Annotated in this window: 17 protein-coding genes and 2 pseudogenes; 4 read left to right on the plus strand and 15 right to left on the minus strand. The window is 68.9% G+C overall.

The genetic code is table 11. From position 1 onward, the window contains the following. Positions 1-221: 221 nt before the first annotated feature. From AB0K21_RS41965 to AB0K21_RS42015, 11 genes and pseudogenes are all read right to left on the minus strand, one after another. A complete protein-coding gene (locus AB0K21_RS41965; protein ID WP_355558759.1) occupies positions 222-1,124 on the minus strand; it encodes a recombinase family protein in 903 nt (300 codons plus the stop codon). Further along, positions 1,117-1,470, minus strand: coding sequence for a hypothetical protein (locus tag AB0K21_RS41970; RefSeq protein ID WP_364158315.1), 354 nt, complete (start codon positions 1,468-1,470; stop codon positions 1,117-1,119). The genes AB0K21_RS41965 and AB0K21_RS41970 overlap by 8 nt, the downstream gene beginning before the upstream one ends. A 269-nt stretch (positions 1,471-1,739) precedes the next feature. Beyond that, positions 1,740-3,131 (minus strand): hypothetical protein, encoded by a 1,392-nt coding sequence (locus AB0K21_RS41975; RefSeq protein ID WP_364158318.1) that lies wholly within the window; start codon positions 3,129-3,131, stop codon positions 1,740-1,742. Positions 3,132-3,254: 123 nt separating this feature from the next. Further along, complete coding sequence (locus AB0K21_RS41980) at positions 3,255-4,088, minus strand: hypothetical protein (RefSeq protein ID WP_364158321.1); 834 nt, start codon at positions 4,086-4,088, stop codon at positions 3,255-3,257. After that, positions 4,088-4,642, minus strand: coding sequence for an RNA polymerase sigma factor (locus AB0K21_RS41985; protein WP_364158324.1), 555 nt, complete (start codon positions 4,640-4,642; stop codon positions 4,088-4,090). The genes AB0K21_RS41980 and AB0K21_RS41985 overlap by 1 nt, the downstream gene beginning before the upstream one ends. Positions 4,643-4,807: 165 nt before the next feature. Next, positions 4,808-5,209, minus strand: a pseudogene (locus AB0K21_RS41990) (Tn3 family transposase); the annotation flags it as partial. Positions 5,210-5,328: 119 nt separating this feature from the next. Continuing rightward, positions 5,329-5,919: a group II intron maturase-specific domain-containing protein gene (locus AB0K21_RS41995; RefSeq protein ID WP_364158327.1), complete on the minus strand. Its 591-nt coding sequence runs from the start codon at positions 5,917-5,919 to the stop codon at positions 5,329-5,331. A gap of 71 nt (positions 5,920-5,990) precedes the next feature. Beyond that, positions 5,991-7,274 (minus strand): group II intron reverse transcriptase/maturase, encoded by a 1,284-nt coding sequence (gene ltrA / locus AB0K21_RS42000; protein WP_364158330.1) that lies wholly within the window; start codon positions 7,272-7,274, stop codon positions 5,991-5,993. Positions 7,275-7,826: 552 nt separating this feature from the next. After that, positions 7,827-8,744 carry a reverse transcriptase domain-containing protein gene (locus AB0K21_RS42005; RefSeq protein WP_364158333.1) on the minus strand — a complete coding sequence of 306 codons (918 nt, stop codon included), beginning with the start codon at positions 8,742-8,744 and terminating at the stop codon, positions 7,827-7,829. Positions 8,745-9,240: 496 nt separating this feature from the next. Further along, entirely contained in the window at positions 9,241-11,982 is a 2,742-nt protein-coding gene (locus tag AB0K21_RS42010; RefSeq protein ID WP_364158336.1) for a Tn3 family transposase, read from the minus strand. A gap of 46 nt (positions 11,983-12,028) precedes the next feature. After that, positions 12,029-13,174 (minus strand): alpha/beta hydrolase, encoded by a 1,146-nt coding sequence (locus AB0K21_RS42015; protein ID WP_364158339.1) that lies wholly within the window; start codon positions 13,172-13,174, stop codon positions 12,029-12,031. Positions 13,175-13,627: 453 nt separating this feature from the next. Here AB0K21_RS42015 and AB0K21_RS42020 point away from each other — a divergent pair, with 453 nt between their 5' ends. Continuing rightward, complete coding sequence (locus tag AB0K21_RS42020; RefSeq protein WP_364158342.1) at positions 13,628-14,704, plus strand: RNA-guided endonuclease TnpB family protein; 1,077 nt, start codon at positions 13,628-13,630, stop codon at positions 14,702-14,704. Between the two features lie 502 nt (positions 14,705-15,206). After that, positions 15,207-15,701, plus strand: a pseudogene (locus AB0K21_RS42025) (ATP-binding cassette domain-containing protein); the annotation flags it as partial. A 27-nt stretch (positions 15,702-15,728) separates the two neighbouring features. On the opposite strand, the gene AB0K21_RS42030 reads toward AB0K21_RS42025, so the two are convergent. Next, a complete protein-coding gene (locus tag AB0K21_RS42030) occupies positions 15,729-16,202 on the minus strand; it encodes a hypothetical protein (RefSeq protein ID WP_343963104.1) in 474 nt (157 codons plus the stop codon). 104 nt (positions 16,203-16,306) lie between these two features. Between AB0K21_RS42030 and AB0K21_RS42035 the strand changes: the two genes are divergently transcribed. After that, positions 16,307-16,861, plus strand: coding sequence for an MFS transporter (locus tag AB0K21_RS42035; RefSeq protein WP_343963105.1), 555 nt, complete (start codon positions 16,307-16,309; stop codon positions 16,859-16,861). Positions 16,862-16,902: 41 nt separating this feature from the next. Continuing rightward, positions 16,903-17,646, plus strand: a complete 744-nt coding sequence (locus tag AB0K21_RS42040) for a YcnI family protein (protein WP_343963106.1) — start codon at positions 16,903-16,905, stop codon at positions 17,644-17,646. An 87-nt stretch (positions 17,647-17,733) separates the two neighbouring features. Here AB0K21_RS42040 and AB0K21_RS42045 read toward each other — a convergent pair whose 3' ends face one another. The 3 genes from AB0K21_RS42045 to AB0K21_RS42055 are packed head-to-tail and all read right to left on the minus strand — an operon-like array spanning position 17,734 to position 20,847. Beyond that, positions 17,734-18,693, minus strand: coding sequence for an ABC transporter permease (locus AB0K21_RS42045; protein ID WP_343963107.1), 960 nt, complete (start codon positions 18,691-18,693; stop codon positions 17,734-17,736). Continuing rightward, the gene (locus AB0K21_RS42050; protein ID WP_343963108.1) at positions 18,680-19,708 is read right to left on the minus strand and encodes an ABC transporter ATP-binding protein; all 1,029 of its coding nucleotides are present in this window, start codon (positions 19,706-19,708) and stop codon (positions 18,680-18,682) included. The genes AB0K21_RS42045 and AB0K21_RS42050 overlap by 14 nt, the downstream gene beginning before the upstream one ends. Next, positions 19,705-20,847: a DUF2092 domain-containing protein gene (locus AB0K21_RS42055; protein WP_343963109.1), complete on the minus strand. Its 1,143-nt coding sequence runs from the start codon at positions 20,845-20,847 to the stop codon at positions 19,705-19,707. The genes AB0K21_RS42050 and AB0K21_RS42055 overlap by 4 nt, the downstream gene beginning before the upstream one ends. Between the last annotated feature and the right edge of the window lie 11 nt (positions 20,848-20,858).

The raw sequence follows: 20,858 nt of genomic DNA on the forward strand, positions 1-20,858 counted from the left end.
ATACCGGCCCACGCGAGTTACGGCTTGACGTGATTTATCCTGGCACGTTGGCCGCTCCCTCGCGACGGAACGACGGCTCGGAGTCGCGTTGGCCGCGCTGGCCGTGCCCCCGAACGCGCGGACATATCGACGGGGGACATCGCCCCGAGGTGCCGGTAGCGGACAGGGCAAACGTTGCGAATGACGACGATCAGGCCCTACGGGTGTGGCTGGCGCTGTGATCATTGCCGATCGGCTGGCGCGCTGGTGCCGGTGACGCGGGCGGTGAAGACACGGTGCGCTTTGCGCTCGGACGGCCCGGCGCCCTCGGCGAACGCGGCGCTCTGCGCCAGCGCGGTCTGGTGGAGGGTGAGCGGGGCGGTGAGACGAACGGAGTAGCCGCTACCGCGGCGGACGATCTGCCCGGCGGAGAGGGCCTGGCGGATGGACTGGTCGCCGGCGACGCGCAGATGGTCGACCAGCAAGCCGGGAAGGTCGAGGGTCACGTTCGTGTCCGGGTTGTCGGCGCCTGGTTCAGCGAGCTGGCTGGGGAGGTCGCGAGCGCCCGCGGTGTCCAAGATGCGGCGGATGGTCTTGGGGGCGACCCGGTGCTGGCGGGCCAGGGCCTTGACGGCGGCGCCCTGACGGTAGGCGTTGACGACGTCAGCCGCCTTGTCCGGGGCGAGCGCCGCGGGTCGGCCGAGGGTCTTGCCGCCGGCCTCGGCGGCGGCGACGCCTTCGCGGGTGTTCTCGCTGATCATGTCGCGCTGGAACTCCAGCACGGCGGCCAGGACGGAGACCATCATCTTGGTGCCGGGGTCGTCGCTGGCCAGGTCGATGCCGGACAGCAGCCCGGACTCCACACGCAGGCGCAAGCCTCGGCGGATGAGCACGGGGCGTAGGACCAAGATGTCGGCGACGGAGCGGAACAGGCGGGCGGCGTCGGCGATGCGGATGGTGTCGCCGACGGCGGCCTCGTGCAGCAGCTTGGTGAACCCGGCCCGGTCGAGGGAGAGCTGGCGGCTGGAGGTGGCGGGGTCTTCGTAGACGGGGGCACCGGTAGCCAGCAGGACGGCCAGGGCGTGCCGCTGGCGGGCGTCGGTCTGCTTGTCGGTGGAGTGCCGCAAGTAGATGCGGTCAGCCACGTCCGGCGTCCCCAAGGCGCTCGCTGGTGAAGGCACGAGCGATGAGCAGGGCCCGGCGCGCGCCGGTGGGGGCGTAGTCGCTCTGATCGCGGGTGTCGTCGCGCGCGTCCAGCTCGACCGGCCCGTCGGCCTCGTTGGCCCGGTCGAGCTGCAGGGCTTCGCGGTCCAGGAAGTCGGCGACCTCATCCAGGAACGCCCCGCCCCGCGCGCGCATGGTCGCTACGACGGCGCGGATCTCGCCGAGCTCCGCGCGGACCCGGGCGACGCGCTGCCCGTGGCGGGTGACGTCCGCCGTGGTATAGGGGATCTCCTGATCGTTCCAGTCGGTCTGCTTCAACAGGGCCATCGTGTTCCTCTTCGAGGTGAGCCAGGGGCGTCCGGTGAGTCGCTCCACTCCACCTTAGGGGGCGAAAAAGGGAGGCGTAAGCCTGGATCGGCTCCCATTGGATCGGCGCGCTGTTTCCACAGGTGACGATCGCGTCCTGATCGGATCCTGGCACGGGGGCGGAATCGTTCAATTCCGCCCCCTGCTGCGTTGACCTGACTTCAGCTTCGAGTGGGTGGGTTGAGCGGTCATCTTGCGGAGTTCCTGTCGTGGTACTGCCTGCAGGGCGTTCACCTCCTCCAGATTCCTGACGAAGGGGATTGCTCACCCACTCGGAAAGCGAGGGCGGCAGTCAGGCAGGCGACGGGTATGACAGGCAGCACGTACCGGTGGTCGAAGTCCAAAACCGCGACCGGGCCGATCAGCAGGCCCATCGCCACGGCCCACGGCAGCAGCGCCACGCGGGGCCGCCGGGCCGCGGCGGCCCCGCCCAGGAGAAGGATCAGGCCCAGAAACGGGCCGCGCAGGTAGGCGGCGTACTGGTAGGCGATGAGGAAATCCGCGTACGGGGAGACCGACGACAGGCCGCGGATGTCCGGGTCGTACTCCCGTTTCACCTTGCCGATCAGCGGCTGGTCGGGCAGCTCCCAGTGCCCGCTCTTGAAGCCGAACGCCGGGGTGGTGCGGTCGGGGTGCGGGATCGGGGTCCAGGAGAAGGCGATGGCGGTGTCGCGTGCGACGTCGCCCAGATAGTCCAGCGGCTGGGCGAGGATCGCCTCGATCGCGAACGAGCGGGCCAGGTCGTTATGCGTGAAGCGGTCGCCGGGCAGCAGGTTGAGCGAGGCTCCAGGTGCCCACACGTACTCGGAGGCCGCGTCCACCTTCGTCCCGTTGGGGCACAGGCGCGCGAGATCGGGCGGCGGCTGGATGCGGGCACAGTCGGCGAACGTCATCGTGCGGGCCCACAGGGCGACCCCATCGGCGCCGCTGATGGCGAAACGGCCGTGGTGCTGGGCGTACCAGGCGGCGTACCCGGCCAGGGGCACCGCACCGGCCAGAACCAGCGCAGCCAGTGGCCGCCAGCCCACGCGCCGCACAGCCAGTACGAGCACGACGAGCAGGAGCAATGGCAGCGCGATCGTCCTGGTCAGCGCGGCTGCGGCGAACAGCAGGCCCGCTCCGGCGGCGGCGCGCACGGACAACCGCGGCGACCACATCAATACGGCCAGCCCGGCCACGATCAGGAAGATGAACTGCGTGTCGGACAGGACAGCATGCTCGAGGCGCAGGAAGGAGGCGTCGAACAGCAGCGGCACCGCCGCCGACGCCGCCACCCAGCCGGGCGCCGCCCTGCGGCGCAGCACCGCATAGAGCAGCATGCCGGTGCCCAGGCCGATGACGTGCTGGACGGCCGCGACCAACTCCACGCTGTGGAACGGCAGCAGCGCCCGCAGCAGCAGCGGGTAGCCGATCGGGTGGAACGTCGCCGACGGAACCGGGTGCACTGCGGTGTCGAGGTAGGTGAAGGAGTCGTACCAGTAAAGCGTGACGGGACGGTAGCCGAGCATCGTCACCACCCGCAACACGGCAGCCAGGAGCAGCAACGCGGCGAAGACGCGGTGGTCGGCGAGGGCGGCTAGGCGGCGCTGCGAAGGCAGCGCCACGCGAGTGTCGGTGAGCACGCGAAATCCGATCGTGGGGGCATGACAGGAGTCCGCGCATGCCGAGGACAACACATGGCGGTAATGGTGGCGCGCGCTCAGTAGCGCGCGCCCTGGGTGGAAGCTCTCAGTGTCAGGCCGGGATCAACAGCGAGACTGCGGCACCAGGTTGCGCTGGGTGCTGGGCTCGGCACCGACCAGGAGAAGGGCCTGGCCGTCGGCGCTCATGACGCCGTCGTGCACGTACCAGTCGCTGGGGGCGGAGGGGCCCGAGGGCTTGCCGTAGGAGATGTACGACGGTGTGACGCCCCGCTCGCGCAGCAGGACCGAGATCTCGGTGACGCTCTTGTTGACGTAGTCCACGCAGTGCAGAGGCTCGCCGGGCAGGGCGATGCCGGGCGGCATCTTGTACCTCTCGCCGGGCAGGGCCCGTCTGCCGAGACTGATCTCGGCCTTCTTGTCGAAGTCGACCGGCACCTTCAGGCCGACAGGGCAGCTGGCGAACCGCTCGCACGACCCCGGGGCGTCGATTGTGGTGATCGGGCCGTCGCCGGGTACCGGTTTGCCGGATCTCAACCGGTCAATGTTGTTGATCACGACTATTTGGCCCGTCAGGCTCGCGGAGGTCGGTACCAGGTCGAGCGTGATGTCCAGGCCTCTGGCCCACAGCTCCCGCTGGTACATCTCGGGCTCGGCCAGCAGGTCCTTCACCGTGATCACGTAGTGGTCGTCCACCAGTTCGATGTCGAGCGCGGCGGAGGCGGGCGCCTGAGCGACGCCGAAGGACAGCAGGGCCGCCAGCGTGGCCAGCACCGGCACGGCCGCCCACCGGCACAGCCGTGGAAGGGCGAACCAACTGCGGCGGCGCTCGGGGATGGGGACAGAGGTGATCTCCTCGAGTAGCTCCCTGGCGATCGGCGTCGTGCCAGGACCGGGATCAGGCGCGATGCCGGCCACCAGGCGGTCGATCTCGTGCATCACATAACCCCCTTCGTCATCGCGACGGCACGCAAGCCGATGCGGGCCATGTCGACGCCGGCCGCGTCCAGGTGTCTGGCCAGCCGTTTGCGGGCCCGATGCAGCCGCAGTCGGGCGTTGGCCCGCGAGCACCCCACGACGGTGGCGATCTCGTCGGCGCTCAGCCCCTCCCAGCCGGCCAGCGCGAGGATCTCCCGGTCGTCGGCGCTCAGCCGCGCGAACGCTTCCTGCACGCCCGCCAGGCTTTCGCCGGCCTCGGTGCGCTCCGCCCACACGGCGAGCTGGTGACCGAGCCGCTCCACCAGCTCGCTGCGGCGCGACTCGGCGCGGCGGCCGTTGGCCAGCACCCGGCGGGCCACGCCGAAAAGCCACAGGCGCGCGTCCCGCCCCTTGGGGATGTCGTCCAGCCGACGCCAGGCCGTGGCGAACGTCTCAGCGAGGGCATCGGCGGCATCCTCGTGAGAGTCGGTACGTCGTCGGACATAGGCAAGGATATCGGTATAGCTGGCAACGTAAATCACCTCGAAGCGCTGCTTGCGGTCATGGTGGGTCACGCTGCCTTCTCTCATCCGAAAGATCCGACACCCCGTACCTGTCCGGACCCGCCAGATAGTTTCACCCCGATTTCCCTCCAAAATTGGATGTCCCGCATGTCGGTCACCGCGATCTTCAGGATCTCGTGCGGGCGTGCGGGCGACCAGATAACGATCGGACCCGCTCTACAGGATGTCTTCCTCCCAATCCGGCTCATCGGGGTCGCGCAGTTGCCGGACGCCAGCGGGACCAAGGTCGGGCTGGGCGAAGGAGTAGGTGCCGATCACGTTGATGTGCTGGCGGACGAACGGCGACAGCCGCGCGATGTCTTCCTCGGCCAGCGGGTAGCCCTCGGCTTTGAGGTGGTCGAGAGCGCGGTCCATGTAGAAGGTGTTCCACAGCGTGACGCAGTTGAGCACCAGGCCGAGGGCGCCGAGCTGGTCTTCCATGCCCTTGTAGTAGCGCTGGTAGATCTCGCCTTTCCTGCCGTGGAAGATCTTCCCCGCCAGTGCATGGCGGGACTCTTGCAGGTTGCGTACGCCCTTGATGTCGCGTCGGTAGGGCTCTTCCACGGCGTAGGTGAGGATGGTTGGGTCGGACCGGGGCGCGGTGTCAGCCTCGCGGCTGATCCGTTTCCCCGGCCCGCCCGCCGCACCCGACGTGCCAATCTCTCGGCATCGGGCGCTCCACGTGCCTTACCCGCTGGTCAGCCACCGATCCCGGTGGCTGCGGGCCTCGGAGTCCACGGAGTCGGGATGGTGCTCTCGCGGTAGCGGTAGCGGGTCACTTTGACGCTGGATGCGCCGGTGAAGACGACCCCGTTGTGGACGATCGTCCAGGTTCCCGGTCGGCAGAACCGGCGGCGCAGTTCACTCCAACTGAGCCGGGAGTGTTTATGGTGGATCCACTTGGCGAGGCGATGCCACGCATGGTCGTCCACCGCATGGAACACCTGTTTCGACACCCCGTACCTGAAGTAGTTCGCCCAGCCCTGCATCATCCTGTTCAAGCTGATCAGTAGCTTGTCGAGGTCCAGGTGCAGGGTTGACCTGTTCAGCTTCTTCTTCACCTTGTCCTTGATCGACTGGATCGCCTTCTTGGACGGTTTGGTGTAGACGAAGTACTTCTGCGTTCCTCTTTTCCGCTGCCTGCGGATGGTGAATCCGAGGAAGTCGAGGCCATCGTCCACGTGAACGACACGGGTTTTCTCCGGTGACAGGCGCAGCCCCAGCGGGGCCAGCACGCCTGCCACCTCCTCGCGCAGTGCCTCGGCGCAGTGTCGATCGCCCGACACCATCACGACGAGGTGAGTAGCCGGAGGGGATTTCACCCTCCGGCTCTCTCAGAACCGGACGTGAACCTCTCGACTCATCCGGCTCCCATTGCCCAGCCGTCGGGACGTGCGCCGAGCCGCCAGTGCGCGAACAGCCGTGGAGATCGCCGGGCGATCTCGGCCAGCCATGCCATCGCGCGCCGTTCTCGGCGTTTGAGCCGTTTGTACTTCCGGCCGGCCCACCGCACCAGGTGGTTGTTGAGCCGCCGGAGGAAGTAGAGCAACCGAGACTTGTAGAAGCGCCCGTAATAGTTGATCCACCCCTGCACGATGCTGTTGAACATCAGAGCAAGGTCGTCCAGAGATTTGTCACTGCGCCGGGCCATGTGCCAAGAACGGATCTCCGCGCCCATCGCCTTCATCGCCTCGGTGCTGACCGCGGGCAAGAACGACACGAAGTGCTTGCCGTACTTGTTCTTGGCCAGCCTGGGCCCGAACTCATACCCCAGGAACGTGAACCGGGTGTGCTCAGCCGAGCCCTTGCGGTCCGCGTCCTTGCAGTAGACGATGCGTGTCTTATCCGGATGCAACTCCAGACCGACCCGCGCCAGGCGATCAGAGATCGCGTCCCGCACGAAACGGGCCTGGCGTTCGCTGCCGCAGTGCACCACCACGTCATCGCAATACCGCTCGAATGCGATGGCCGGGAACTCCCGGACCATCCAGGCATCGAGCGCGTAATGCATGAACAGGTTGGCGAGCAACGGTGAGATCGCCGAACCCTGTGGGGTCCCGCGATCCCGGGAGACCAGCGTGCCGTCCCGCCGCTGCAGCGGGGCTTTCAGCCACCGCTCCACATACAGCAGGATCCACCTCTGGTCCGGTGAGATGTGGTGGGCGACCGCCTTGAGCACGAGGTCCCAGGACACGGTGTCGAAGAACGCCCGGATGTCCAGATCGATCACCCAGTTCGCACGCCAGCACCGCCGGCGACACGTTCCGACCGCATCCAGCGCGGATTTGCCCGGCCGATAGCCGTAGGAGTCCGGATGGAAGATCGGCTCGACCTTCGGCTCCAGGTACATCCTGACCACGGTTTGGGCGACCCGGTCGGCGACGGTCGGCACGCCCAGGACCCGAACCCCTTTTCCTCCCGCTTTGGGGATCTCCACCGCTTTCACCGGCGGCGGGAAATACGAACCCGAGGAGAGCCGATTCCAGATCTTATAGAGATTCCGGTCCCGGTCCTGCTCGAACTCCTCGATCGACTGCTCGTCGACGCCCGCCGCCCCTTTGTTGGCCTTCACTCTCTGAAACGCTTCCCAGACCTTCCATTTATCGATCCGAAACGGCTTGTCCTGCTGCTTTGGCTCACTCACCTGGCTCCTCCCGGCCCTGCCGGTTGACCACCAAGCGAACCCGGGCAACCCGGCCCCTTCGCTCCGCCCGCGTTACCGGGTATTTTCGCTACTACGAGCCGGTCCGTCCCTGCGCCCCGCACCGGTACTCGGCCCCTTGCAGTTTCCGCTGCTTGGGGTGCTCCCTTCGGCCGAGCGCTCCAACACGCGCCCGACACCGCCAGGGCGGTAGGTTCCCACGTTCCATACCGGTGCCTGAACCGAGCTCGCGCCACCTTTACGCCGGACACCACCTGGCCAATAAGCAGGCACCCGCCAGATTCGTCCCGGGGCAACAACTGGACCCCGGTTTCGATGTCGTCGATACGCTTTCGACGCTTCATCAGTGGTTCACTCACGTTCGCCTTCTCGGTTCATACCTGACGCCTCTTACGACGCCTTTTCCGCAACGCTCACCACCATGGCTTTTAACCGCAGCAGCTTGCGGTGGTTTGGAACCTCCCCCTGCAGGGCGATTCCGGAGGGCCTACCTCCATCACCGGCACAGCGCCGCTTCCGAAAGTCAGCGATCTTCTACATCACAACCTCCATCAGCGTTCGTGGCGCACAATCATCCGCATAGCGGACGATCCGCCAGTTGCCCAGACCTTTTCTTTTGCGAGTTCGCCGCCGCTTGTCGGTGCTCATCATCTCCCGCCATTGCCGGTCGAAATGTTCGTCCAGCGCCGACAGGGCGATGTTGGCCAGCAGCGGGGAGAGAATCCCGCCCTGGGGTGTTCCCGCCACGGTCTCGTCCGCTTCGCCAAGGGCCGTCATGACCCCGGACTTGAGGAACGCCCTCACCAGCGCACACACCCGCTTGTCCTTGATCCGGCCCCGCAGGCGGCTCATCAGCGCCGTGTGATCGATCTCGTCGAAACACGCCGTGATGTCCGCCTCCAGCACCCAGTGGTAGTTCCGAGGGCTGGAGGCGAGGAAATGAATCTCGGAGATGGCGTCGTGTGCTCGCCGGTTGGGGCGAAACCCATACGAACACGGCAGGAAATCCGCCTCGAAGATGGGTTCGAGCACCGCTTTGAGACTGGCCTGGACCACCCGGTCGGCGACCGTGGGGATCCCCAACTTGCGGAGCTTGCCGCCCGACTTGGGAATCACCACCTGCCGCACTTCGACCGGCTCGAACTCGCCCGATTTCAGCGCGCTGCGAATGCCGTCCAGGAACTCTTCCACCCCGATCCGGGTTTCGATATAGGCCACCGTGACCCTGTCGATCCCCGGCGTTCTTGCCCCGGCGTTGGATGCGACACGCTCCCACGCATGCACCAGGAATGCCGGGTCATGGACGAGGTTGAACAGGTCGCCGAAGCGGTGGGAGGAGTCCTCTCCCGCCCAGCGATGTAACTTGATCTGCATCCTCCGTACCGCGAGATACGCCGAATCGGGGTCCGGCCGTCTCACGGCGCCGGAATTCACCGGCGCGTCTTCGGACATTGCACTCTTCTCCTTAACTGGCACGCTGCCGTCCTTCCCCCTGTACCGGGCTCTCCCCGGCTCCGAGTACTACGACGGCTCCGCCCCGTCCGCGCCTTCGGCAGGCGTCGCGCCTATCCCCACCCGATCCCTCCGGCTGAGGGGCGGATGTGGACCGTACGCGGACGGTTCCCACGTTCACTGCTGTTCGGTCATGGGGTTAGGCACCCGGCTCTGCCCCTGCGGCCTCGCCACGGTTACGCCGTAGTCCTTCACCGTGGCCTCCCAGCTCAGACCTCCAATGCCCAGCCGGGAGTTCTCCGCCCTTCCAGGCGGATGCGCACCGCCACCCAGCCCATATCCGCCGGATTGGAGCTGGTTCAAAATGAAGAGGCTTAATGACACCGGTTCCTCGCGTATACCTTCCCCTCTCGTTCACCGGACCCGGCCCATCCGGCAGTGCTGGACCGACCCGACTTTGTCGAGGCTGCTCCCACCCTCCCCGGCGACCCCCGGCTCAGGCTGCCTCCAACTTCACCTCGCCGCTACGACGGCGAAGCGACGGCGGTCTTTCACCTCCGTCCGAACAGAACAGCGCCTCGTGGCGCACTGCAGGGTCTTGAAAGATCCGGCCGTAGGAGGCGATCGCCTCCCCGAGCGGGGTCGGGTTACCGTCGCGTTGGATCATGCGCATCAGGTCGTAGGCGCGGATCTCGCCGGTGTAGATCGACACCACGACGCGCAGGATGTCGCCCCAGTGGCGTCTGATCTTGTCCAGGTCGATCTTCCCGCGCGCGAACCAGGACAGGCTGCCGTAGTCGGCGTCTTGGATGCGCCAGCCCTTCTGGTCGGGGATGTCGGCCAGTGCGGGCCGGTACTGCATGCCCAGCAAGTGGACCAGGCCGAAGACGACGTCGCTGTAGGAGCCGGTGTCAGTCACCAAGACCTCCGGGCGCGGCCCACCATCACGCCGGAACGCCACGTCGATCATGTGGAGGGAATCGCGCACGGTGCCGGTGACGACCTTCGCCCCAAGCCCCACCCCACGGTCATTGATCATGTTGAGCCAGGTGACCCCTCGTGAGCGGCCAAAAAACTTCTTGTTCGGGCGGGTGTGGATCGAGGGCACCGGGACCACGAATCGCATCCCGTCGATCGCCGCGACCAGCCCGCCACCGAGCACCTGGGCAAAACCGATCTTGCCCTGCTCGTCGATGAGCGGGCCGTTGGCCAGGGTGTAGGTCTCGGCCGACAGGTAGTTCTGCGCCACGTGCGACAGCCGGCCACGCTCCAGCGCGGGCGTCCCGGCTTTCACCACCGGCGCGTACCCGATGTTCAGCGCCTGGGCCGTCAGGCAGGCCGCGACCGAGATGGGGAAGTCGGCCAGCTTGCTCACCCCGCCGGCGACTGAGACGAACGCGGCCTCGAACGCCGGAACCCGGCCCATCACCTCCAGCAGCAGCTCGGGCAAGTCGACCCGCGGCAGCATCGCGAGGATCCGCTTGCGCAGGTCGATCAGGGACGGTGGCTCCGGCAGGGCGGTCAGCTTGGCTACGTGCAGCCGTCCCTCCGCGTCCACGCTCACGTCCACCCCGTCGCACCCGGCCCGGCCCGCGACATCGTTGAGCGCAAGATGCAGTACCAGCGCGTGCTCGGCGAGCAATTGCCCAGGGTCCTCAGGCAGCTGAAGATCCACCAGCGCAGGCCCTTTGGCCGCCTCCCATCGCGCGCCGTCCAGCAGCTGCCCGCGTGGATCCCGCCAGCGTGCCGAGGCCTCGGCGTAGACGTCACGGCGCTTGAGGTGGCGGTGGAACTGGGTGAGCACGCACATGGCGTAGGCGTTCTTGTCCACGGTGCTGCCGTTCGGCAGGCGCTTGAACACCAACCGCTTCCAGGACCCGGTCACCAGCGCGGGATCGATGTCGGCATCGGTGACCTTCTTCTTGTGGCCGTCCAGCAGCCGAGACAGCTGTTTCATCGCCGCCAGCGCCCGCGCGCCTTCGGCGTTGGACCCGAACTCGATCACCGTGGTCAGCGTCTTGAGGAACCCCGACGCGGTCGCGATCCGGGAGGCCAGCAGCGCCCGCATCTCGCCGTCGGAGTCGGCGTCGGGCGGCGGCACCATCTCGGTCACCGCCGCGACCGCCTCCCGCAACTCCCGCCTGGGCACGATGGCGTCGATGACCTCCCACACCTGATCCAGCCGGAGTTCCTCGCCGTACTCGCTGACCTCCAGCAGCATCTCCACCGCCGCGGCGAGCGTGGCCGAGTGCTTGGCCAGCTTCGGATGCCGGCGGGCCCGCTCCTTGTTGGTCGCGCTCTCGGCCTTGCCGAGCAGCTCGGTGGTGACCAGTAGATCCAGCATCTCCAGGCAGTCGTCGACCGCCTTGCCCTCCAGGTAGATCACCGTGGCCAGCAACGTGGCGAGCTGGCGGGAAGGGCCGTGGCGGCGCAGGGTGGTCGCCGTGGCCTGCATGCCGTAGCGGGCCAGGTCCACCATCCGCCGGTGCAGCATCTGCGGTGGCAGCATCATCGCCCCCAGCCTGACCCCGAGGATCTCCGCGGCACGCTCCAGCGCCTTCTCCAGGTTCCTGCCCGAGGGCACCGCCGGGCCCTTGCGCCAGCGCTCCAGGTCCGAGGAACGTCGGCCCTTGGGCACCTCCAGCAGCATCTCCAGGATCACCCGCTGCCGCGGCGACAGCACCCCGCGCAGCGTGTCATAGAGACGGTCGGTGGCCTCATCCCGCACCCGGGCGACCAGCCGGGCCAGCGTGTTCACACCCGGGAGCAGCACCTTGTTGGTGCGCAGCCACGTCACCCCGTCATAGAAGATCGTCTTCTTGCCGTCGCCGGTGTTCCACGCCCGCGCGCTCGCCCACACGATGAAATCCGCTTCCGCCTGGGAGAACTCCTTCAGCGCGTACGCCTTGCGGATCGCCTCCTGGTGCTCGAACGGCGTGCTGCGCCGCTCGGTGTACTGGCTGATCTGCGAGACATCCTCGACACCGAGTTGCTCGCCGAGGTACACCAGCACCTCGTCGGGCACGTCCAGCGGGTCGGTCAGAAAGCGCCCGACGTAGCGGGCTGTCGTCAGCTGGAGGGCGAAACCGAGGCGGGCGTGTGTCCCACGCCGTTCGGCGATCAGCGCCCGATCCGCGTCGTCCAGATAGAAGAACCGCTCCAGCTCCGCCTGCGACGGAGCACCCGAGAAGCGGCCGTACGCGGCCGCCTCACCATCACTCAAGAACTCAACCGGCATAGACGCCGAAGGTAGGGCAGGCCAGGCAAGCAGGACGAGCGGAAGATCAAATAGTTAGCCGAGGGCACCCACTAACGGGACTTTTCGTTCGGATGCTCGTCATGCCCCGCGCCTGCGGGATCCCCGGAGTACAGGCGTCCTCCACGGGAAGCCCGGACACGGAAAGATCCGGAGCCGTGAGGTCCTGGTCGGCGAGGTCCCGGTCGAGTACGTCCCGAGGGAGGGCCTCTCCGGCAGGCCGGTGCTCCTGCGCGGCGGCGAGGAAGCGGGCGATGTGCGAGTAGACCTTGCGCGCCTCGGGGACGATGTCGGCGAGGATGGCGAAGACATGCGGCATACGAGGCCACTCCTCGTACATGACCGGCACTCCGGCCGCGCGGGCCCGCTCGACCACCCGCCGGCCCTCGTCACGCAGGACCTCGGTGGAGCCGGTGACGACCATCAGCGGCGGCAGGCCGGTGTAGTCGCCGAGGACCGGGGAGAGCAGGGGGTCATGGGGGTCGAGACCGGCCGTCCAGCGGCGGGCGAGCCAGTCGACGCGGCCGGCCGGGATCATCGGATCGAGCATCCGGTTGACCCTGCGGGGCGCACCGGTGAGATCCGTCCACGGCGACAGGCACACCGCGGCGGCCGGCAGCGGCATGCCCTGGTCGCGAAGCGCCAGCAGCGTGGCCAGGGTGAGGTGGCCGCCGGCCGAGTCCCCGCCGAAGACGATGTCGGCGGGGTCGTAACCCTGCCCCAGGAGACACCGGTAGGCGGCGATCGCGTCCGCGAGCGCCTCGGCCGGCCTGTGGACCGGCCCCTGGCGGTAGTCGACCGCCAGCACCGGCCGCCGGGTCGCGGCCGACAGGCGCCAGGTGATCGACCGGTGGGTGACCGGGGAGCAGACGAAGTAGCCCCCGCCGTGGAAGTAGAGCAGGACCTTGCGCTCGTCGAGCTCCTCGCCCGCGCGGACCCACTCTCCCGGACACGGCCCGGCCTCGTCGGGTGTCACGCGCACATGGACGGGCAGGCGGAGCGGAACCCGGCCCGCCAGAGCCACGATGCGCGAGGCCGCGACGAAACCGATGTCGGTTCTCAGCAACAGCTGGGAGGCGGGTTTGAAGGTGCCGCGCATGATCGCGTTGAGGGCCGCGGCCTGCCAGCTGAAGGGGTAGGCCGGACTGACGTCCACATTTATCTCATAACGCATGGGGGACCTCCACAAAAGGACATTCCCCTCAGAACATGCTTCTACTGGCGATTGTACATATCGACCAGATTGCAACTATGTATCGCACCGGTATCCAGCACACCGGGGGACATGACCGAATCCACGCGACATCCCAGCGAAAGCCCGCCATCGGACCGGGCCACCACGCGCCGCCCGGATCCCGTGACCGGCTCGCACCCGCTCATCGCCAAAAATCCATTGCCCCTCCCCGGACCACCCAGGAGGATGGGAGGACCGTTCTGACGCCCACCGGGAGGCAGCCTTCCTGCTCTACGCGCGTATCGCTGGGTACGGCTTCCGCCGCCACTCCACCTACCGCGCCGCCGCCGGAGCCTTCACCTGAACTACAGCGTGGAGGCACCGTCGTTCACGGCGGGGAGGAAACGCGGGAAAACGGTGCCGTCCGGTAGCGGTGAGTGACAGGATCGGTGCGTGCTGGTGACGGAGCTGCTGAAACTTGCGCCCTCCCCCGAACAGGGGCGGGCCCTGCTGGCGACGATGCGTGCCTGTAACGCCGCCGCGACCAGGGCCGCCGAGGTCGCATTCGCTCACCGCACCGCGAACAAGATCGCCCTGCAAAGGCTCGTCTACGCCGAGCTGCGCCACGAGTTCGGGCTGTCGGCGCAGATGACCGTTCGCTCCATCGCCAAGGCCTGCGAGGCCTACAAACGCGACAAGACCATCAAACCGGTCTTCCGGGAGTTGGGGGCGGTCGCCTACGACCCGCGCATCCTCACCTGGAAAGGCTCCGAGGCGGTCAGTCTCCTCACGGTGAGCGGCCGGGTCGTCGTCCCTGTCCTCTACCGGGGCCGGTGGCTACAGAGTGCGGGGGCGACCTTGCGGGGGCAGGCGGATCTCGTCTACCGCGACGGGGTGTTCTTCCTCGCCGTGGTCGTCGAGGTCCCCGAACCGTCACGGCAGGAGGAGCCGCAAGGGTGGCTGGGGGTGGATCTGGGGATCGTCAACCTCGCCACCGACTCCACCGGTGAGCCCTACAGCGGCAAAGGGGTGCGGGCGGCGCGGCGGCGCAACGCCCGGCTGCGAGCCAAGCTCCAGGCCAAGGGCACCAAATCGGCCAAGCGGTTGCTGAAGAGGCGCCGTCGTAAGGAGTCGCGGTTCGCCCGGAACGTCAACCATGTCATCGCCAAGAAGCTGGTCGGCAAGGCCAAAGACACCCGGCAAGGGATCGCCCTGGAAGACCTTCAGGGCATCCGGGATCGGGTCACGGTTCGCAAGGCTCAGCGTGCCGACCTGCACTCGTGGGGTTTCCATCAGCTGCGCACGTTCGTGACGTACAAGGCCGCCCTGGCCGGGGTGGTCGTGCGGCTGGTGGATCCGCGCAACACCTCCCGCACCTGCCCCGGGTGCGGCCATATCGACAAACGGAACCGTCCCACCCGGGATGAGTTCTGTTGTGTTTCCTGCGGGCTCGCTGGCCAGGCGGATCACATCGCGGCGATCAACATCGGTCGCCGGGCAGTGCGTCACGCTGCCGACGACGCGGCCTGAACCGTACCTGCCAGGTACGGCGAGGAGCTGCAAGCTCGGTCTCTTTCAGGGCCGAGAAGCTGACCAACACCGTCTTCGGCATCCTCCGCGCCTACGTCCTGATCGCCCTCTGGCAAGCCCGCCCCGGCCTCGCCGGGTACGACCTCGCCGGCGCCGTCACAGCCGGCCTCATCCTGGGGGTGGCCGTCAGCTTCGCCCTGCGCTACCTGGTAGCGCTGTCCGCCTGCTGGATGGTCAACGACCGGGGCGTGCAGTCGCTGTCACAACGCTCTTCTTCAGCGGCTTGGTCCTGCCACTGAACCTCTTCCCGGGCGGCTCGGCACCCTGGCCGAGGCGCTCCCGTGGTCGGCCATGGTGCAGGTACTGCAGGTACCCGCCGACCTCTACCTCGGTAAGCGAGACGTCCTGGAAGCCCTAGGGTTCCAGCTCGCCTGGGCGGTGGCACTACTGGCCCTGGGAACCCTGGCCACGGGCACCGCCCTCAGGAAGGTCGTGATCCAGGGTGGTGTTCGGTCAGCGGACGACCCTGTGGTGGGATCTGCCACTGCGGGACAGTTTTGAACTGGTCCGACATCTTTACAAAGTAGATCAGAAAGATTTCCGGCGGCGGCTGACCGAGCTGACCGAACTCCTCGGCCTCGCCGGCTTCATGGGCACTCCGGTCCGCCAGCTCAGCCTCGGCCAGCGCATGCGCGGCGACATCACCGCCGCGCTCCTGCACGACCCCGTCGTGCTGGTGCTCGACGAGCCCACGATCGGCCTGGACGTGGTCAGCAAGGCCGCCATGCGCGACTTCCTGCTCCGCCTCAACGCCGAGCGCGGCACCACCGTCCTGCTCACCACCCACGACCTGGGCGACATCGAGAGGCTATGCCGCCGCGTCATGCTGATCGACCACGGCAGCCTGGCCTTCGACGGCACCCTCGACGGCCTGCGCGCCACCGCCCCCGGGGAGGTCTCCTTGGAGGACGTGGTCGCCCGCCTTTACTCCGCCTGATCCCCGGGAAGGCCGGTGGCCGGAAGCTCAGCGGTAGTCCTGCTCGCCAGACTCCTCGTACTCCTCCTCGTCCCGGAACCGCGGGGCCCAGCGGGAGGGCATCAGTACCGGCAGGAACAGCAGGACGCCGAGGAGGGCGTAGACACCGGTGGTCAGCAGCAGTCCCATGCCGCGTCCCGCCTGCAGGAGCAGCTGGTGGAAGGTGGGGTCGTCGGGAACCAGGCCCATGGCGCGGCGGACGTCCAGGGCGTAGACCACGGTCCAGGCGAGCAGCACCATCGACGGAACGAAGGTGGCCAGCGGGGAGACACGGCCGGCGACCACCAGGCCGACCAGGAGGCCGATCGCGGCCATCACCCCGAGGGCGATCCAGATCCTCGAGCCGCTCTCCGCGGCAAGGGGCGCCGGCCCCACCCCCGCCTCCTGCACCGCCCAACCGGCGCCGAAGAGCAGCACCGCCGCCATGACCAACCCGACAAGCACCCCGGAAACGTGCCGCATCCCTACCACCTCGGATTGAAGGATCTGTCAGGATCGCGGCAACCATAGCGACAAAAATCTTAAAACGGCAGACACCTCAGCGGCATGAGAACATATGGGGCACCATGCGCGCCCACCTCCCGCTACGCCTCATGCGCGCGGCCGCCTTCTCGGCCGTCTGCGTGACGCTCGCCGCCCTCGGCCACGTGGTCGCGGGCGGTTCCGGCCCGGAGCCGTGGGCGGTGGCGGGCGGCGGAGCCGCGGTCATGGCGGTGAGCGTGCTGCTCGCCGGGCGCGAGCGGTCCACCGCGGCGATCAGCACCGTGCTGTCCGTCCTGCAGCTGTCCTTGCACGAGTTGTTCCTCCTCGGTGACGCCACCGGGATTCCAGTGGCCCCGCACCCGCATGTCAGGGGGCTGGGCGAGAGTCTCGGCATGCTCGTCGCGCACCTCACCGCGACGCTGGTCACCGGATGGTGGCTGGCCCGCGGCGAGACCGCCCTGTGGGCGCTGCTCCGCTCGGCCCGGCACCGCCTCGGCGCGATGTTCCGGCTGCTACGGCTCCCGGCCGTGGCCGCGGCCCCGCCGCGTTCCGCCCGCACCCCGGTCACGCCCGTCCTCGCGCGTGCCGTTCTCCGTCACTCCGTCAGCCGGCGCGGCCCTCCACTCCCCGCCGCCTGACCCGCCCCCGAAATCCTGAAATCCCGAAGTGGAGAACCCCCATGCCGCTTTCCCATGCCCGCCGTCTGGCCACCGTCACCGCCGGTGTCGCCGCTCTCACCCTCGGTCTCGCCCTGCCCGTTCTCGCGCACGTCACCATCAATCCCAGCAGCGCCCAGCAGGGTGGCTTCACCAAGGTCGCCTTCCGGGTCCCGAACGAGCGTGACGACGCCTCCACGAACAAGCTGGAGGTGACCTTCCCCGTCGACCACCCGCTGGCGTTCGTCTCGGTCAAGCCGGTACCCGGCTGGAAGGTCGAGGTGATCGAGGGCAAGCTGCCCAAGCCGGTCACCACCGAGTACGGCGAGCTCACCGAGGCGGTCACGAAGGTCGTCTGGTCGGGCGGAAAGATCGACCCCGGCCAGTTCCAGGAGTTCGAGGTGTCCATGGGCAAGCTGCCCACCGACACCGACCAGCTCGTCTTCCCCACCACCCAGACCTACACCGGTGGCGAGGTCGTCAAGTGGGCGGACGAGCCCAAGGCCGACGGTTCCGAGGCCGAGCGTCCGGCCCCGGTGCTGAAGCTCACCCCCGCCTCCGCCGAGGGGGACGGTCACGGCACCGCCACCTCCACGGCGCCGTCGGCCGCGGCCGCGCCGACCACACCGTCGGTGGCCCCCGCCGCCTCCGCGTCCGAGAGCTCGGACGGAACCGCCCGCCTGCTCGGCGGGGCCGGCCTGGTGCTCGGGCTCGTCGGGACCGTGGTCGGCGCCCTCGGCCTGCGCCGTGGCGGCCGCGCCTCCTGATTCCACGGGACGGCCCCGGAAAGGTCCTTTCCGGGGCCGTCCCGCGTTCATGCGCCAGAGCAGGCCCGGCCCCGCCGGAGCCGGAGTTCAGGCGGTGATGTCCTTGCCGGTGAAGCGGGCCCAGGCGATGGAGCAGAAGACGGCGGCGTAGGCGGCGAAGACCAGCAGGCCCTGCCCCATGTCACCGGTGGCCACCGGGTCCCGCAGCACGCCGTCGAAGCCGCTCCACCACTCGGTGAGCAGGTACGGCTGGAGCACGGACAGCTGCGGAACGGCTCGCAGGACCTGGGCCGCGATGACGATGACCACGGTCGAGGCGATGGCTCCGACGGACACCTCGGTCAGGGTCGACAGGGCCAGCGCGACGGCGGCCAGGGCCGCCATGCCTGCGGTGACGTACAGCACGACGACACCGATCCGCAGCACCCCGTCGAGGAAGGGGATCGTCCCTCCCGACAGCAACGTGATCGGGCCCGCCGGGAACAGCAGCAGGCCGACCAGGAGCGCGGACAGCGCCACCGCGGTGACGGCGGCCAGGCAGAAGACGACCACGCACACGTACTTGACCGCCAGCAGGCGGGTCCGGCCCGCCGGGGCCGCGAGCAGGTAGCGCAACGTGCCGATGCCCGCCTCCCCCGCGATCGAGTCCCCGGCGACGACCGCGACGCAGACCGGCAGCATCAACTGCACCAGCAGCGAGAGCGCGGCGAAGGTGAGGAACAACCCGTTCCCGGTGATCCGCTCGAAGATCACCGGAGCGCCGGCCCCGTCCCCGCCGGTCCCGGCGAACATCCGCAGCGCGATGCCGATCAGCACCGGGATCACGGTGAGCACCCCGAGCATGGCGAGGTTTCTGGGCCGCCGGAACGTCAGGCCGATCTCCGAGCCGAGCAGCCGCAGCCACGCCCTGGGGGCGCTCACCGCCCGCGGCGGGGGAATCGGGCGCCCGGCCGTGGCCTGCCCCGCCGGCAGGGCCGGATCATGGCCGGGGACGGCGCGTGCGACGTTCCCGATGGACACGGCTTCCCTTCCGCTAACCGTCGACATCGAATCCCTCCCCGGTCAGGCCCACGAACACGTCCTCAAGGGTGGGCCGCTGGACGGCCAGGCCGCGGACGGCGACGCCCCCGGTGACCAGGGCGGCGCACACCCGCTCCGGCAGGCCCGCTCCCAGCGCCGCGCTGACGTCGCCGTCACCGAGACGGATCTCCGGCAGGCCGAGCCCGGCGAGCACCGCCGCCGCCTCCTCGACGTCGGGGGTCTCCACCCGGATCCTGACCGTCTCCGATGCCCGCAGGTCGGCGATGGGCCCCTGCGCGACCAGCCGTCCGGCCCGCATGACCGCGACGTGGGAGCACATCTGCTCCACCTCGGCCAGCAGGTGGGAGGAGACGAAGACGGTGGTCCCCTCGGCGGCGATCTCCTTGACCAGGCCGCGCACCTCGCGGGTGCCCTGCGGGTCCAGCCCGTTGGTCGGCTCGTCGAGGATCAGCAGTTCCCTGGGACCGAGCAGGGTGGCGGCGATGGCCAGCCGCTGGCGCATGCCGAGCGAGTAGGCCCGGTAGCGCTTGCCCGCCGCGGCGGCCAGGCCCACCCGTTCCAGCGCGAGCCCGATCCTGGCCGAGACGGTGCGCGGGTCGGCCGACGGGTCGGCGGCGTCGTAGCGGCGCAGGTTCGCCTCACCCGACAGGTAGGGGTAGAAGGCCGGCCCCTCGACCAGCGCCCCCACCCTCGACAGCACGCCGCCCACCCCGCCGGGCATCGGCGCGCCGAGCAGCCGCCACTCGCCCGCCGTCGGCGCCACCAGGCCGAGCAGCATGCGGATGGTGGTGGTCTTGCCCGAGCCGTTGGGGCCCAGGAAGCCGAACACCGACCCGCTGGGCACCGCGAGATCGAGGGCGTCCACGGCCACCTGCCCGCTCCCGAACCGCTTGGTCAGCCCGCTGGTGACGATGGAGAGCTCCGCGCCGGGCGCCTCTCCCCGGGCACCGCCCCCCGGATCCCCGCCGCGGGATCCGGGGACGTCCACCGCGAGCCCGGCGTCTGTCGGCGTCCGGCTCATTTCCGACCGGCCGCCTCGGACAGTTTCTCCGGGGTGACGGCGCCGACCAGCAGGCGGCCGTCGTCGGTCAGCAGCGCGGAGATCAGCTTGGTCTGGATGACCTTGCCACTGCCCCAGGTCCCGCTAATCGGCTTGGCCGACTTCAACAGGGCGTCGCCGATCGCGCCGATGCCCGCTCCCGAGGGGCCCTCGCCCTGGCCAGATCCCTGGCCGGTGAGTTCCTGCTCGGAGACGGGGATCACCGCGACCGTGGTCCAGCCCTCGCCGACGGTGCCGACCTCACCCCTGAGCTTCTCCGCGTTCTCGAAGCCCTCGCCCGGCTCCGGCCGCCGCTCCTTGAGGAGCTCGGCGAGCGACGTCTCCTCGACCTTGGCGCCCGCGGGCGGGGTGAAGGCGAAGTTCTCCGCGGCGGGCGGGGAGAAGGTGACCGAGGTGAAGCCGACCTCGAAGGCGGGCTCGGCCGCGCTCCTGGCGTAGACCTGGACCCGCAGCGGGACCAGGGTCTCCCCGTCCAGCGCCAGCTTGACCTCCTTGACCAGGGACGAGGGGTCCTTGGGGGCGAACGCGAGCTGGTAGGCCGCGCGGTCGGCGACCTTCTCGGTGTTGCTCACGCTGACCACCGTGTCGGCACCGACCCGCCGCAGCAACTGCTGGGCGAGCTGCTGCGGCGTGGTCGCCGTGGGCAGCGCCTCATGGGCGCGGGCCGCCTCCTCGCCCTGTTTCCCGCTCCCGGCCTTGACCCGGGTGGCCTTGTTCTCGTCGCTCTGCCACAGCCAGACCTGGTCGCCGTTGGTGATCAGGTCGGTCTCGCTCATCCGGCCGGGAAGGGCGAAGCGGACCTTGTCCGCCCCTCCGTACCAGACCTTGAGCTCGTGCGAGCCCGAGAGCAGGGCGACGGGCGAGGACCCGCCCATGCCCGGCACCTCCGGCAGTCCGGGCAGCCCGAGTGAGGCGGTCTGCATGACGGTGCCCGACATGGGTTTCAACCCGGCCCGGCCTGCCTGGGCCGCGCTCGCGAGCAGTTGCTCGGCGGTACGCTCGGGCAGGACGGGATCCCCCTGGACGGCGGCGATGACCGGACCGGCTCCGATGGCTCCGGCGATCAGCGCGATCGTGGCGGCCGGCACGGCCCACCTCACCGCACGTCCAC

The organism is Streptosporangium sp. NPDC049248 (assembly GCF_040678965.1).
Lineage (GTDB): Bacteria > Actinomycetota > Actinomycetes > Streptosporangiales > Streptosporangiaceae > Streptosporangium > Streptosporangium fukuiense.

Bases quoted from the DNA above. Each gene is read 5' to 3' on its own strand.
- AB0K21_RS42050 (WP_343963108.1), bottom strand. From the start codon at position 19,708: ATGAGCCGGACGCCGACAGACGCCGGGCTCGCGGTGGACGTCCCCGGA.
- AB0K21_RS42035 (WP_343963105.1), top strand. From the start codon at position 16,307: ATGCGCGCCCACCTCCCGCTACGCCTCATGCGCGCGGCCGCCTTCTCG.
- AB0K21_RS42005 (WP_364158333.1), bottom strand. From the start codon at position 8,744: ATGTCCGAAGACGCGCCGGTGAATTCCGGCGCCGTGAGACGGCCGGAC.
- AB0K21_RS42030 (WP_343963104.1), bottom strand. From the start codon at position 16,202: ATGCGGCACGTTTCCGGGGTGCTTGTCGGGTTGGTCATGGCGGCGGTG.
- AB0K21_RS42045 (WP_343963107.1), bottom strand. From the start codon at position 18,693: ATGTCGACGGTTAGCGGAAGGGAAGCCGTGTCCATCGGGAACGTCGCA.
- AB0K21_RS41970 (WP_364158315.1), bottom strand. From the start codon at position 1,470: ATGGCCCTGTTGAAGCAGACCGACTGGAACGATCAGGAGATCCCCTAT.
- AB0K21_RS42040 (WP_343963106.1), top strand. From the start codon at position 16,903: ATGCCGCTTTCCCATGCCCGCCGTCTGGCCACCGTCACCGCCGGTGTC.
- AB0K21_RS41980 (WP_364158321.1), bottom strand. From the start codon at position 4,088: ATGCACGAGATCGACCGCCTGGTGGCCGGCATCGCGCCTGATCCCGGT.
- AB0K21_RS42010 (WP_364158336.1), bottom strand. From the start codon at position 11,982: ATGCCGGTTGAGTTCTTGAGTGATGGTGAGGCGGCCGCGTACGGCCGC.
- AB0K21_RS42015 (WP_364158339.1), bottom strand. From the start codon at position 13,174: ATGCGTTATGAGATAAATGTGGACGTCAGTCCGGCCTACCCCTTCAGC.
- AB0K21_RS41995 (WP_364158327.1), bottom strand. From the start codon at position 5,919: ATGGTGTCGGGCGATCGACACTGCGCCGAGGCACTGCGCGAGGAGGTG.